Source organism: Sporosarcina obsidiansis (assembly GCF_009651005.1).
Taxonomy (GTDB): Bacteria; Bacillota; Bacilli; order Bacillales_A; family Planococcaceae; genus Sporosarcina; species Sporosarcina obsidiansis.
The window spans coordinates 1-14,544 of record NZ_WHVW01000008.1 but is presented as its reverse complement, the minus strand read 5'-3'; the positions used below and the strand labels follow the sequence as shown (position 1 = coordinate 14,544).

Genomic DNA, 14,544 nt, shown 5'->3' with positions numbered 1-14,544 from the left:
ATCCTGTTATATACTTAATGAGAGTATACAACCACGTTCTTAAACTTTTTTAGTAGGATTGAAGCGGAAGAAGGTCGATCCACTAAATATGTTTTCAAGCACATATTTTGATGAGAAACCAAAAAACGCACAAATGTTGATGAACTCAACATTTGTACGTTATGAATGAATTACTTTGGACCGCTTCGAGATACGAGAAGTACTAAGTACGTCAATAATCCGAATAACAACGTGATGAAAAGTGAATGCAACAGAGCAACATAAAGGTTTAGTCTTGTTAACACTACAATCATACCTGTTGTAGCTTGAGCAAGTACTAATAAAAAGGCGGTAATCCAGCCCCAATAAATGACTCGCTGATCACGATACTGTTTAATAGCCTTAATCGCGATAAAGCCAACCCATATCAGTATGAAGGCTGCGGCTAACCGATGTCCCATTTGAACCCATTCATACATAGTACTTGGTAAGCTGAATTCGTTATTTCGACAGAGTGGCCAATCCGAACAAACAAGACTAGAGTTGGTATGTCTAACGAGAGCCCCAGTATAAATAACGAAATAGGAATAAACGGTAACGGCTATTGTATGAAAACGTAAGGATGCACCTATCCTTACTTTATCTGCATCAAATTTTTGATCTACCTCAAAAATCAGCAGTGTTAACAAAAATACAGCTGCAAAGGAAATAAGAGAGATACCAAAATGCAAGGCAAGAATGAAATCACCTTGTCCCCATAGTACTTGTGCTGCTCCAATGAGTGCTTGGAGTACTAAAAAAAACACAGCCATGGAAGCTAAAAATTTTGTTTCACGTATATGACCAAGTGCTTTCCATGACCACACAGCTAATATTACGATGAAGATCCCGACGCCACCTGTTACGAGTCGATGAGAGAATTCTATGAGAACCTCCGCTGTAATTTCGTCTGGAATCAGCTGACCATTGCAACCAGGCCAATGTCTGCCGCAACCCATTCCGCTATCTGTTTTCGTAACGAGTGCTCCTCCGAGCAAGATGGCGAGCATTCCAATAGTGGAAGCAACTCCAAACCATTTTAAAAATCTATTGTATTGCAAGTTTGAGACACCTTCTTTTATGAACTGACCGTCTAGTAGAGGTCGATCGATATTGTATTTTGCCATAAACCGCGAAATATATCATATAAGCATATTAATTGGCTTAAGTTGATACATTCAACATGTCTTCAGCATTCGTTTCAAATGTAATGATATCTAAAAAAACACGGAAACACAATGCTATGGGGGAAGAAAGCGGTAAGGTGAAAAGCTTTTCACAAATTGTTCATAAAAAAGCCTCTTTAACTTCACAAATGCTAGGTAGAAATGCTTTACTATATAGTAGATGAAGGACAAAGACGCTTAGGTTGCACTAAACAGCTATAAATTGTGAATTAGTCTAGAAATTACTGACGAATTTCGATATAGTAAGTGTTAGGGTCTTTGCTGAAAACTTTGAAAGGAGGGTTATTATGTCAAACGGTCGAACGCTTTCGACAGTTGCAAATCCCAAAGTGGAGACGACTACATTATGGAAAGACTTTTTGGCGCTTATCAAAATAGGTATCGTCAATTCGAATTTGATTACTACGTTCACCGGTCTTTTTTTGGCATTTCAATTCACTGGGAAAAGTTTTCTCCATAACTTCGATGTATTGGTATTTGCAATTTTGGGTACAGGGTTGATCATCGCGGCTTCTGGCGCATTGAATAATTTGATTGACCGAGATATTGACCCCATCATGTCGAGAACGAAGTCGAGACCGACAGTAACAGGAAGATTTAAAGTGCCTGCCGTGTTGACATTGGCAATTACTTTTTTGGTTGCTGGAGAAATTTTATTGTTCTCTGCTTCCGCAATGGCTGGATGGCTTGGAATCATTGGTGTATTGGCTTACGTTGTTCTCTACTCCATGTGGTCAAAACGCCAGCACGTCAGTAATACTGTAGTGGGAAGTCTCTCAGGTGCAATTCCACCCCTTATCGGATGGGCAGCGGTTGATCCTACACTGCCGATGGGAGCGTGGGCATTGTTTTTAATTATGTTTATCTGGCAGCCTCCTCATTTCTATGCGTTGGCAATGCGCAGAACAGAGGAATATCGTGCAGCAAATATTCCGATGCTACCTGTAGTTAAAGGATTTGAGCGGACTAAAAAGTCAATGCTTATGTGGGTATTACTATTATTTCCACTTCCTTTCTTGCTTCAAGAACTTGGCACGGGATTTATTGTGTTTGCAACCTTGTTGAATGTCGGGTGGCTTTATCTAGCTAGTAAAGGATTTAAAGCTAAAGAAGATTTGAAATGGGCAACTTCGATGTTTGTGTATTCTTTGAATTACATGACAATTTTGTTTGTCGCCATGATTATTTTCTCTATATTCATCTAAAGTTTCGGAATTCTTTCTTTAAAACAGGAATTCATCATAGAGAGGCTTCTAGTCCTCCATAGTAGAAAAACATTTTTTTAGAAAGAGAGGTATTAGTTAGCGATGATTAAAGGACTCAAAAAGTGGCGTCTCTTTTCTTTATTAGCGGTTTTCGCAGTGTTCTTAGCAGGTTGTGGACAAGAGCAACTTTCAACTTTCCAACCAGCTGGGCAAGTCGCTAAAGATCAGTTTAACTTGCTGCTGTTAGCTTCAGGAATCATGTTACTAGTCATCATCGTAGTGGTAATAATTTACTTAGTTGCACTAGTTCGCTTCAGACGTTCCAAATTGGGTGAAGATCATATGCCTAAGGATGTAGAAGGAAGTCATACGCTGGAATTGGTTTGGACATTTATTCCAATCGTTTTGATTCTAATCCTAGCTGTTCCTACGGTTTACTACACTTATAAACTTGGTGATGTGAAAGCAATGGGTGCGGTTGATGAAGATGGAAACGCTGAAAATCTTGTAGTTGATGTAACAGCAAAATTGTATTGGTGGGAATTCGAGTATCCTGACTTAGGTATTGTTACAGCTCAGGAATTGGTAGTACCTACAGATGAAAAAGTTTATTTCAACTTGATTGCTGCAGATGTGAAACACTCCTTCTGGATACCGGCAGTTGGCGGTAAAATAGATACCAACGTTGAAAACGTGAATAAATTCTATTTAAGTTTTGAAAAAGAATCTGAAGGTTTGAAGGATGGCGTCTTCTACGGGAAATGTGCGGAACTTTGTGGACCTTCACATGCTTTGATGGACTTCAAAGTGAAAACTTTACCAAGAGACCAGTTCGATGACTGGGTTGCTGCTATGCAAGACACAGCTGAAAATCCAGTTGTAGCAAATGCTGACGGTGAAGAAGTATTTAATCAAAGTTGTATTGGGTGTCACGCAGTTTCAGGTGTAGGTGAATCTGGAGCGCAGGGGCCGAACTTAGCTGCTTTCGGTGACCGCAACCGTGTTGCAGGTTTCCTTGAGCATGATGAAGAGAATCTGAAAGCTTGGATTCGTGATACACAGAAACATAAACCAGGCAATATAATGCCTTCATTTAGTGAAGACCAGATTTCTGACGAGGACTTAGATGCTTTATCAGAATATCTACTAGGCTTGAAAGTCGCAAAATAATTTTCAAACGGAAATTGAATAGGAGGTAACAAAGTGAGTTCAGTTGCACAAAAAAAAGGCTTTGGCGCAACGCTCTGGGATTGGCTGACGACAGTCGACCATAAGAAGATCGGAATTCTTTATCTCCTTGGGGGACTATTCTTCTTCGTCCTTGGTGGAATTGAAGCGATGATCATTCGTCTTCAATTGATGACGCCAAACAATGATCTCGTAAGCGCGGGGCTTTTTAATGACTTAATTACTATGCACGGAACAACCATGATTTTCTTGGCAGCCATGCCGATTTTATTTGGATTTATGAACGCCATCGTACCACTTCAAATTGGAGCACGTGACGTAGCATTTCCATTTATCAACTCATTAGGTTTTTGGATGTTCGTTTTTGGGGGACTATTCCTAAACATTTCATGGCTTTTCGGAGAGGTTCCAGATGCAGGATGGACATCTTATGCATCGTTATCACTTCACTCACCAGGTCATGGTATTGATTTCTACGCAATTGGTTTACAGATTGCAGGTGGCGGTACGTTAATGGCAGGGATTAACTTCCTAGTTACGATCATTAACATGCGTGCACCAGGGATGACGTATATGCGTATGCCATTATTTACATGGACTACATTTGTTGCGTCAGCGATGATCCTGTTCGCATTCCCACCATTAACAATTGGTTTGTTCTTCTTGACGTTTGATCGTATGTTTAACGGTAACTTCTTTGATCATACGATGGGTGGTAACACAATTATTTGGGAGCATATTTTCTGGATTTTTGGTCACCCTGAGGTATATATCTTGATTTTACCGGCATTCGGTATTTTCTCTGAGATTTTCTCCGTATTCTCGCGGAAGCGTCTCTTCGGTTATACCGCGATGGTATTCGCTACAGTATTAATCGGATTCTTAGGTTTCATGGTATGGGCTCACCACATGTTCACAGTTGGACTCGGGCCTACAGCTAACGCGATCTTCGCAGTAGCGACAATGGCAATTGCTGTACCAACAGGTGTTAAAATCTTTAACTGGCTCCTGACAATCTGGGGCGGTAGCATTAAAGTAACAACTCCTATGTTGTATGCTCTAGGTTTTATTCCTTCATTTGTAATGGGGGGGGTAACTGGAGTTATGCAAGGAGCTGCACCTCTTGACTATCAATTGCACGATACGTACTTTATCGTTGCTCACTTCCACTATGTAATCATTGGTGGGGTAGTATTAGCAATATTTGCAGCGCTTCATTACTGGTGGCCAAAAATGTTTGGTACGATGTTACATGAAGGCCTAGGAAAGATTACGTTTGTTTTCTTCTTTATCGGTTTCCACTTAACATTCCTAATCCAACACTGGTTAGGCTTCTGGGGAATGCCACGCCGTGTATGGACATACATGGATGGGCAAGGCTGGAATATGCCTAACATGATCAGTACCATCGGTGCACTTTTAATGGCAGTTGGATTTATCGTAATGGTTATCAATATTGTGATGACAACTGTTAAGAATGAGCGTGTTGGTAATGACCCATGGGGAGATGGACGTACACTGGAGTGGGCGATTGAATCACCTCCAGTATTCTATAACTTTGCTCAAACTCCATTAGTACGTGGTTTGGATACACTATGGATTGAAAAGATGGAAGGTAGTAAAGAACTCATTACACCGGCTGAGCCTATTCAGGATATTCATATGCCTCACGGTTCAATTATTCCGATGTTAATGTCTTTAGGTCTTTTCATTGCAGGATTTGGTGCAATGTTCCATCAAGAGACGTCGTGGGGACTTCCTGTATTAGTATTTGGCTTAGCGTTTACTTTCGTGATGATGGCAACACGTTCACTGAAAGATGACCTTGGCTTCTACGTAACAAAAGAGCAAATTTTAGAAGATCTAAAGAATAAAGGGGGGCGTAACTAATGGATTTGAACAAGAAATTCACCCCTGAAACATGGCCTGCTCATCCAGAAAAGGCTACTTTAGAAGCAAAAAACAAATTCGTTGGTTTTTGGCTTTTCCTAGGTGGAGAGACTATTCTTTTCGCTACATTGTTTGCGACATATATGGCATTGAAAAATAAAGGTCCTAGTGGCTTTGGTTTTACAACGCAAGAGCTATATACTTTACCTTTAGTATTTGTCATGACCATGCTGCTTTTGACATCTTCATTGACAAGTGTTTATGCCATGTATCATCTGAAGAGTTACAATTTTAAAAAGATGCAATTATGGTTAGCCCTTACTGCATTTTTAGGACTTGGGTTCTTAATGTTAGAAGTCTATGAGTTCTCTCACTATGTTAAGGAAGGATTTACGTTCAGTAATAGTGCGTTCAGTTCCTCTTTCTTTACGCTAGTAGGTACACACGGCTTTCACGTGGCAATTGGTTTAGTTTGGGTAACGTTATTAATCTTCCGTAACTCTAAACGTGGACTGAATTTGTATAATGCAACTAAGTATTATACATTTTCACTATACTGGCACTTCATTGACGTGGTTTGGGTATTCATCTTCACTGTAGTCTACTTGATGGGAGTGATCGGTTAAGATGGCGGATATTCAAGTTATTAAAAGGTCTCCAGCTGAACAGGCGTTACAACAGCGTCGAGCTAAGGAAGGCATGCGAAATCAAGTTACCATGTTTTCTCTTATGATTTTCTTAACGCTTGTGTCATTTTCAATTGTAGTCGCTTATCTATCTGACGTTGCTGGTTTCTCAAAGTTCTTTGTCATTCCAACATTATTCCTCTTTGCAGCTGTTCAAGTTGGTTTACAACTTTATTACTTCATGCATATGAGTGAAAAAGGACATGGCATTCCACAAATGTTTATGTTTACAGGTGCGTTATTAGGATTCTTGATTCCTTTGACGTTTGTAACGATCGTTTGGTGGTAATAGTAGTGAAAGAGCCTACGGACATAGTCCGTAGGCTCTTTCTAACTTTGTTTAAAAGTTAAATTGTCAAAGTTCGTACATTGAGTTATGGTTTGGTTGCTCGTATAATGAGGATAGAGTGGCTTCTCGTCGATCATTGCTGTGTCATGTCGTTGTGTTTCTGAAGATTCCTCCATAGATTGATCAGCATGTTTTTTCGATAGAAACACACTTTTGGCAAGTTCATCATAAAAGGAGAGTGACTGTTTTGCCTTTAAGTATTTTTGGTTTTCGGGCTTTGTGGAGCCCTTATTTCTTATTAGCTCTTGTAATTGGCATGGTTCTATATTATCTCATTACCGTTAAATGGAGAGACCGTTTTGAAGGGGCTGAGCCAGTCACAAAGCGGCAGATCACCTACTTCATAGCTTCGATGGTTCTATTGTATATAGTTAAAGGTTCGCCAATGGATTTAGTGGGGCATATTTTGTTTTCCGTTCATATGGCTCAAATGGCGATACTCCTATTAATTGTTGCACCATTCTTTATTATTGGTATCCCAAATTGGATTTGGGAAAAAGTCTTATCCGTGCAAATGATTAATAAAGTATTTATGTTATTTACGAAACCTGTAATTAGCTTATTGCTGTTTACACTCATGTTTTCAATGTATCATTATCCACTTGTATTGGATCAAGTGAAGTTAAGTTTGCCTTTGCATACGGTATTTACTGTAACACTTTTTATTTCAGCAATTTTTCTTTGGTGGCCCGTTGTCAACACCGTAAAAGGACAGCCACAGCTTCATGGTTTGAAGAAAATAGGTTATGTGATTTTAAGTGCACTCTTGATCACACCCGCTTGTTCCTTAATCATTTTCGTAGACGTTCCTGTTTATGAGACATATAGCAGTGGAGAAGCGTGGCTAAAAGCAATGGCATTGTGTGTACCGAGTAGTACACTAGCTGGCTTTTCAAATCTTGGAATTTCAGGTCCAGAGCTTTTCACAGATATGCCTACGCTCTATGATCAGCAATTGGGTGGTATTTTGATGAAAGTCATTCAAGAGCTTATTTACGTTGTAGTAATTGGGCGTATTTTCTTAGGGTGGGCCAAGTATGAACAAGAGAATGCAGATGAAATTACACGTCAAGACTTACTGAAACGGCAGAAATTAACGATGCATGGTTGAGTAAGAGAAAAAGGGGTTAAAAATGATGGAACTTCCGATATTACCAACGATCAGTACATTTTTTATAGTTCTATCTGCTATACTGGTTGCGATTGGTTGGTATTTGATTCTTCAGAAGAAAAAGCTAGCCCACCAGAAAACAATGGTGGCAGCTGCAATATCTGCAGTATTGTTTTTTATTATCTACATTTCAAGAACAATTTTTATTGGGAACACTGCCTTCGGGGGACCCTCGGATTTGAAACTTTACTACACTGTGTTTCTGATCTTCCATATCATACTGGCTACAACAGGTGCTGTGCTTGGTGTGATTACCATCATCGCTGGTTTTAAAAACAACTTGTCACGTCATCGTAAAATGGGCCCTGTGACTAGTGTTATCTGGTTCTTTACTGCCATAACAGGAGTAGCTGTCTATTTGTTGCTTTATGTTTTTTATAAGGGTGGCGAAACAACTTCTGTATTCAAAGCGATCTTAGGGTTTTAATGTAACTTAATAAGAGCCTGTCCAAAAAGTCGTTTTCACCTGACTTTTCGGGCGGCTCTTATTTTTGTATGGATAGGAAAATTTCTGTTCATCCTAGTCTGTTTTTTAAGAAAGTTAAAGATGAGGTGAACGACTGGTTTGGCTAGTTGTGTGGTAAGTAATGCTCGGTTGGAAATCTCACCCAACCGCTCATAGAAACTGCATACGCGATCATAACCCCCGCTCAACCGCTCATAGAAACCGATCGGTGCGATGCAACTTTAGCGCGTTGCCTAACTTTTCTACGCAAATAAAAAACTGCCACTGAAAGTTATTCCACTTTCAGGACAGCCCCTTTTTGCTTTATATTTTAAAGTTTAGTTTAATGATACCTGCTTCTCTCGCAGTATTAAATAAGATGACCAGCATGGGACCAATGAAGAAACCTAGCACTCCAAACAATTTTAATCCAATAAACATGGCGATCAAGGTAGGTAAAGGAGATAATCCAATTTGAGTTCCCATCACTTTCGGTTCAACAGTACGTCTGATGATTAGCAGGATGAACGCTAAAATTGCAAGCTTCGTTCCCATGGCAATGTCCCCTGATATATACTGATAAATTGACCAAGGTGCCAGAATAATGATGGAACCTAATATTGGGATGACATCAATTATCCAAATAACGAGAGACATTATAACCGCATATTTAGGGATGATCAGCAACAGTCCAATAAATGAAACCACCAGGATGATTAAGCTAACTAAGAGCTGAGCTTTGACAAAACCTAAAATAACGCTGTTTAATCTGTTCATCATATAATGTACTTTTTGTGCCGTTGTCTCAGTTAAATGACGATAAAATGTCTTCTTTAAAATAGGAAGTTCTAACATGAATAAGAATAACGCAATCATAAACACGATAAAGCTAACTAAGAAATCGGGTATTTCAGAAATCAATCCCAAGATTTTATCATAACTAAGTAGTGTGATTAAAGATACTCGAAAGGATTCTATAATTTCATTGAATTCATTCTCCAGCATGCTAATAATATCATCAGGCATGCCTACAGTATATTGAAAAATTTTACTCTGTGCATTGATCCAGACACTAGATAGGGAATTCAAATAATTAGGGATTTCTTTAGTGAAGTAGACGATTTTGCCGATTAACGTATTCACCGTATAGAAAAGAAGGAATATACTGACGCCGACAAAAACAATAAAATTGACGATAACGGATACTTTTCTTTTCCATTTAAACTTTCTCTCTACCCACTTTACAAGTGGATCTAAAAAGAGAGCGGTTAACAGTGCTAGAATAATGGGAATTGAGACAGGTAAAATAAAAAATACAATTAATAATAAAACTACAATGCTTAAAGCAATCAATAAATTTCGTTTAGTGAGCAATTTCAAAAGTAATCGTCCTCCACATAGGTACTGAGTTTATTATAACCAAATTAGTGGAGTAATAATAGGAAAAAGCCGAAGAAGTTGTAATTCTTCGACTTTCTGTAAATTGTTACACACTATAATTTTTAAGCTCATCAAAGATGGACTTAGCAGTTAATTCACAGTCTTTGACTAGGCTGGCAGGAAAGTCTTCCTCTTCGCCATATTCCACGCCAAAAGGATAGTAGTACTTACCAAGTACAGGTTGTTTTAGGCGTACTGTAGCTTTTCTTCCATCAATATCGCCTTCTACTAACTCACCAAAAATGCGTAAGTAATATGTACCTTCACGAATAACATACTTTTTGTCGAAAGTTACACGCTCATAATCCCATTGACCTTCAAGTACAAGATTATTTTTTAGCATAACTTCTTCCATTACCTTCAGATCAGTAACAAGGCCGTCAATGCCTATATTTTCAATATACATTTGTAAATCCCCCTTCATGTTCGTCCAGACAAATACTTATACCATTATATCATAGAACAAATCAAATTTACTTGCAATGACAACATTGTGTCAACGAAAGGACAAATTATACACAAAGGTCTAGATGCTTATATTGTCAATAGATGATTTCTATAATGAGAAAGAAGAACAACTTAAATAGCATGTTATATAGGTGACGTTAGTGGGTCTTTTCTGTACAATAATAGAGAGAGTGAATGTTGTACGGTATATAATTTTAAGTGGTCGAATTACATACTATTTATTTTCTAGAGTTGATATAGTGAATTCAATTAGAAATCGTTCGTAAACGATTACCGTTATGAAGAGTGACTTTTAGGAGTACTACAAATCAACGGTATCTAATTAAGATAGTTTAAAGGGAATGGAAAGGGAGATTACATGTGGAAAGTTGTATGGAAGATTCTTGTTATTTTAGTGGTGGGAATGGGTATATTTTATTTTATGAATGATCAGATTAGTGAAAATGAGCCACTTGAATCACCTGTACAGCACGCTAATCCCATTGCGGAACCAGAAAAAGGTCAATCAATGGGGGGAGAAGGGATGCCGAGACCTGAAGAGGGAATATCTGTTTATGTAGGGCAAAAAGTAGAGAAATTAGAAAAAACGTTTGGCAATCCCTCTAGAATTGAACCTTCAAGTTATCAATATGAGTGGTGGGTATATACTACTGAACCTACTTTCATGGCTGGGGTTCTGAACGGCAAAGTGAATCAGATCTACACATCTGATCGAATAGCAGATGTTTCTCCGTTTACTATTGGTCAAAATGTACAAGAAATTCATCGTTTTTCACCGATTGAATCGGAAATTGATGTGGCTATAAAAGATAATGTTTATACTTTTTCACTTACTAGTGAAGATATTAAAAATCGAATATTAATTCCATACAAAAATTTGTACGTGCAGTTATATATTGATCAAGTAGATGATCAACTAGAAGGTGTTCGTTTTATTAGTCCGAGTACGCTAGTGAAACATCAACCGTATGATATGACATATTTAGGAGAAATGATGGAAGCACCAAAACCTTCTTCTATGGTTCAGACAGAAGTGGATCGAGCAATGGAACGACAAACGTTGGAGTTGACGAACCAGTTACGTAAAGGACATGAACTGCCAATTTTATTGGAAAACACGAAATTGGCTACGCTTTCATGGGAGCATAGCCAAGAAATGATTTTTCAGAAATATACTTCACGTGATGTGGAGCCAATAGAAAACTTTGCGGAACGTTTGAAAGAAGCCGAAATACATTCTACAAAGGCCGGTGAAAATACGGCATTTAACTATATTGATGCGATTGAAACAGTACATGGTTGGTTAAATTCACCGAAACATCGGGAAGTTCTTCTTGGTTCAGTATTTACTCATACAGGAGTGGGTGTATATAATAAATACTATACGCAATCTTACATTGCGCAGACACAACCTAAGGAATCTACTGAAACCACTGAAAAATAACTAGGGAAGAATCCAAGTACCTTCCTCATTAGAAGCGATTCCTCGTATGTGTAGAGGAGTCGCTGTTTTTTTTGCATGAATGGCGGCTTTTTTCTGTATGATCGGCCGTTCGCAATCTAATAGAGGAATAAACTCATCAAATGATAGTTTGTCAAAGCGTTCATAACTTGATGCTTTGTGAGGATCTGCGGACATGACGGCAGGAACATCCTTGTAGAATTCCACATGCTGAGCTTGAAGAGCAGCGGCTAATGCAATGGCGGTCAAATCACTGCCGCCTCTTCCCAATGTCATGAATTGGCCTTGTTCATTCATACCTTGAAAGCCTGGAACGATTAAACAAGAATGTGTTTGTAGTGTTTTCAATATATGGGTTGTATTAATCTTTTCTATGGTGGCATTACAAAAAACGCCATTTGTCCGAATGCCCGTATTTTGTCCATATATGATCGTGTTGTCTATTCCTTCACTAGATAACTCTGCTGACATAACAGCTGATGCAATCAGCTCTCCACAAGCGGCAGCTAAGTCTTTTGCTTCACTAGATTTTTCAAAAGCCTCTGTCACATTCAGCAACCGATCCGTTGAATACGCATCCTCCCCACGCCCCATGGCCGATACGACTACAACCACAGAGCGATATTTCAACAAGGCTTCCTTAATCTGATGTATACACTTCGCTCGCTGTTGCTGATTCTGCATCGCAATCCCACCGAATTTTTGAATAATCATAGAATCCCAACTTTCTTCGTGACATTCTTCTTACACCCTTCATAGGATACAGTGAAACTTCAATCAGAGAGGACGTTTTTTATCCTCCAATGATTGGTAGTTGAACCAATCGAACATTTTCTGGCTGTTAATCCTCCATTCGGAACTTTCATACTAGTAATTTTAAGATAAGATCTTACAGCCAGTTAATGTGGAATAAATTATGTTTCGATTCATTATATTCTGTGGTCGATAAAATGTTCGGGAAGGGGCGGTATACCTTGCTTTTATCTGAATTAATGAAGGATTGGCCATGTACATTGCTTCAAGGATCTATACGGCAAACAGTCCTAGGAATAACCGAATCTTCAAAGAGAGTTGAAGAGGGATTTGTTTTTATCGTGAGGAAAGGAACGATATGTGATGGAATGGAATTTATCAAGGAAGCTTTAGAAAAAGGAGCGAATACCATTGTAGTAGATCGTGTAGATTTGGACCTTTCATATATTCCTAAAGAAATTACAGTACTCAGGGTACCTGACAGCACCTTGTTTGTTTCTTATGGAAGTGCAAAATTGGCTGGGTTTCCTGGTGAAGAGTTAGAGATTATCGCTGTTACAGGAACAAATGGAAAGACAACGGTTAGTCATTTTATTGGTCAATTATTGGAGGCTGTAGGGTGTCGAACGGCCGTAATTGGAACTACCGGCATATATTTGAATGGTGTGTTGAAAGAGCATGTACAAGATTCGATGACCACGATGCCAGCTGAACGATTGCATCCGATCCTGCGTGATTGTGTAGACCAAAAAGTCACTCATGTTATCCTCGAAGCGTCCTCCTTAGGTCTTTCCTCTAACCGCTTAGCGCATTGTCCTATATCAGTTGGTATTCTTTTGAATGTAGGAATTGATCATTACGCCGAACATGGCGGAAAACAGCAATATATTGAGGCGAAGAAGCAACTGATTCGACTAGCGAAAAAAATGATTGTAAATGAAGATGATCCGATCTGTTGTGATATGTGTACGGAAATGGCAAGTGAACCTACTTATTTTAGCTCAGCGCATATTAATAGAAAACCATATACGGCCAATGAACTGAATGTTCCTGTGCTAGGCAAACATAATGAAATGAATGCTAGAGCGGCAATCTGCGCGTTGCTGTCACTTGGTTATTCTTTTGAAGAAATACATTCAGTGTTGTCTGTATTACACTTACCTTCAGGTCGGTTGCAAAGGTTTTATAAAGACGGCATAGAAGTGTACGTGGATTATGCGCATACACCGGATGCCTTACAAGTAGTTTTAGAAGCCCTACGTGATCATGGTGCTCAAAGGTTATTTACGGTCTTTGGCTGTGGAGGAGACCGTGATCATGAGAAAAGGCCACAAATGGGTGCAGTCGCGGCTCTTTACAGTTCACATGTCATTCTAACTTCAGACAATCCGAGGTCAGAGGAGCCATCGCAGATTATCTTAGATATTTTATCAGGAACAGCAGGTTTTTCTACGCCTATTGATGTGTTGCTAAATCGAAAATATGCGATTCAGTATGCGATACGGATGGCTCAGGATGGAGATGTAGTATTGATTGCTGGAAAAGGTCATGAACAAACGCAGCAGATTGGTGGAAACGTATATCCTTTTTGTGATATGGAGGAAGTGAAACGTGCATTTATCAATAAAAATAGAGCTGATCGCGATTCTTAATGAATAGGCGAATGAGATGTTTTTTGATATGATGGAAGGGATAGGAGGTGCGGCAATCTATGATGATGACAGATGAATGGATGCGTGTCGTCGATATGGCGGAAGAACTTGCCGATATGCTGCTGCGTTCTGAGGTTATGAAAACCTATCATGACGCATATAACCGTGTGTATTCTAATTCTGATCTGCGGAAAGAGATCATTGATTTTAATAAAATGAAAGAACAATATGAAGAAGTTCAACGTTTTGGTCGTTATCACCCGGATTATAAAATGATCATGAAGGAAATACGTCTGCAAAAAAGAGCCTTGGACTTACGAGAAGAAGTAGCGGCCTTACGTTTGGCCGAGAACGATGTCCAGGAACTATTAGATGAAATCGGAGTATTAATCGGGAATTCAGTATCAGAAGCAGTCAAAGTCCCTGCTGGAGATGGTGTATTCACGAACAGCTCTTGTGGCGGAGGATGTAGCTCTGGTGGCAGTTGTTCTTGCTCTGCATAAAAAGTTCTATCTATTCTCTTCGAAAGAAAACCCTACATTGAAATGTAGGGTTCAGACTGTAGACAAACTCCGGAAATTTGGAGTTTTCCTACAGTCTATTTTCTTTTACAATAGAGTAAACGCCAGG

The 14,544-nt window shown here is 39.0% G+C and carries 14 protein-coding genes; 10 read left to right on the top strand and 4 right to left on the bottom strand.

Annotated features, from left to right (window positions below):
- Positions 1-170: 170 nt before the first annotated feature.
- On the bottom strand, positions 171-1,079 hold the full coding sequence (locus tag GD002_RS08450; protein WP_228548337.1) for a COX15/CtaA family protein: 909 nt from the start codon (positions 1,077-1,079) through the stop codon (positions 171-173).
- A 413-nt stretch (positions 1,080-1,492) separates the two neighbouring features.
- Between GD002_RS08450 and cyoE the strand changes: the two genes are divergently transcribed.
- The 7 genes from cyoE (at position 1,493) to GD002_RS08415 (ending at position 8,121) form a co-directional block, all read left to right on the top strand.
- The gene (gene cyoE, locus GD002_RS08445) at positions 1,493-2,410 is read left to right on the top strand and encodes a heme o synthase (protein WP_153731923.1); all 918 of its coding nucleotides are present in this window, start codon (positions 1,493-1,495) and stop codon (positions 2,408-2,410) included.
- 102 nt (positions 2,411-2,512) lie between these two features.
- Positions 2,513-3,580: a cytochrome c oxidase subunit II gene (gene coxB / locus GD002_RS08440; protein WP_153731922.1), complete on the top strand. Its 1,068-nt coding sequence runs from the start codon at positions 2,513-2,515 to the stop codon at positions 3,578-3,580.
- A gap of 33 nt (positions 3,581-3,613) precedes the next feature.
- On the top strand, positions 3,614-5,488 hold the full coding sequence (gene ctaD, locus GD002_RS08435; protein ID WP_153731921.1) for a cytochrome c oxidase subunit I: 1,875 nt from the start codon (positions 3,614-3,616) through the stop codon (positions 5,486-5,488).
- The gene (locus GD002_RS08430; RefSeq protein WP_153731920.1) at positions 5,488-6,114 is read left to right on the top strand and encodes a cytochrome c oxidase subunit 3; all 627 of its coding nucleotides are present in this window, start codon (positions 5,488-5,490) and stop codon (positions 6,112-6,114) included. The genes ctaD and GD002_RS08430 overlap by 1 nt, the downstream gene beginning before the upstream one ends.
- A 1-nt stretch (position 6,115) precedes the next feature.
- Entirely contained in the window at positions 6,116-6,463 is a 348-nt protein-coding gene (locus GD002_RS08425) for a cytochrome C oxidase subunit IV family protein (RefSeq protein ID WP_153731919.1), read from the top strand.
- Between the two features lie 247 nt (positions 6,464-6,710).
- Positions 6,711-7,634, top strand: a complete 924-nt coding sequence (ctaG, locus tag GD002_RS08420) for a cytochrome c oxidase assembly factor CtaG (RefSeq protein ID WP_153731918.1) — start codon at positions 6,711-6,713, stop codon at positions 7,632-7,634.
- Between the two features lie 25 nt (positions 7,635-7,659).
- A complete protein-coding gene (locus GD002_RS08415; protein ID WP_194841526.1) occupies positions 7,660-8,121 on the top strand; it encodes a DUF420 domain-containing protein in 462 nt (153 codons plus the stop codon).
- A gap of 342 nt (positions 8,122-8,463) precedes the next feature.
- Here the strand turns inward: GD002_RS08415 and ytvI are convergent, their stop codons facing one another.
- Together ytvI and GD002_RS08405 are read right to left on the bottom strand one after the other, a co-directional pair.
- Positions 8,464-9,519, bottom strand: coding sequence for a sporulation integral membrane protein YtvI (gene ytvI / locus GD002_RS08410; protein WP_153731916.1), 1,056 nt, complete (start codon positions 9,517-9,519; stop codon positions 8,464-8,466).
- A 106-nt stretch (positions 9,520-9,625) separates the two neighbouring features.
- On the bottom strand, positions 9,626-9,985 hold the full coding sequence (locus GD002_RS08405) for a YugN family protein (protein ID WP_153731915.1): 360 nt from the start codon (positions 9,983-9,985) through the stop codon (positions 9,626-9,628).
- A gap of 420 nt (positions 9,986-10,405) precedes the next feature.
- On the opposite strand from GD002_RS08405, the gene GD002_RS08400 reads away from it, so the two are divergent.
- Entirely contained in the window at positions 10,406-11,491 is a 1,086-nt protein-coding gene (locus GD002_RS08400) for a CAP domain-containing protein (RefSeq protein ID WP_153731914.1), read from the top strand.
- On the opposite strand, the gene GD002_RS08395 is transcribed toward GD002_RS08400, so the two are convergent.
- Positions 11,492-12,223 carry an amino acid kinase family protein gene (locus GD002_RS08395; protein ID WP_153731913.1) on the bottom strand — a complete coding sequence of 244 codons (732 nt, stop codon included), beginning with the start codon at positions 12,221-12,223 and terminating at the stop codon, positions 11,492-11,494.
- Positions 12,224-12,483: 260 nt separating this feature from the next.
- Between GD002_RS08395 and GD002_RS08390 the strand changes: the two genes are divergently transcribed.
- Positions 12,484-13,914: a UDP-N-acetylmuramoyl-L-alanyl-D-glutamate--2,6-diaminopimelate ligase gene (locus tag GD002_RS08390; RefSeq protein ID WP_194841525.1), complete on the top strand. Its 1,431-nt coding sequence runs from the start codon at positions 12,484-12,486 to the stop codon at positions 13,912-13,914.
- Between the two features lie 59 nt (positions 13,915-13,973).
- Positions 13,974-14,417, top strand: a complete 444-nt coding sequence (locus GD002_RS08385) for a YlbF family regulator (protein ID WP_153731911.1) — start codon at positions 13,974-13,976, stop codon at positions 14,415-14,417.
- Positions 14,418-14,544 lie beyond the last annotated feature (127 nt).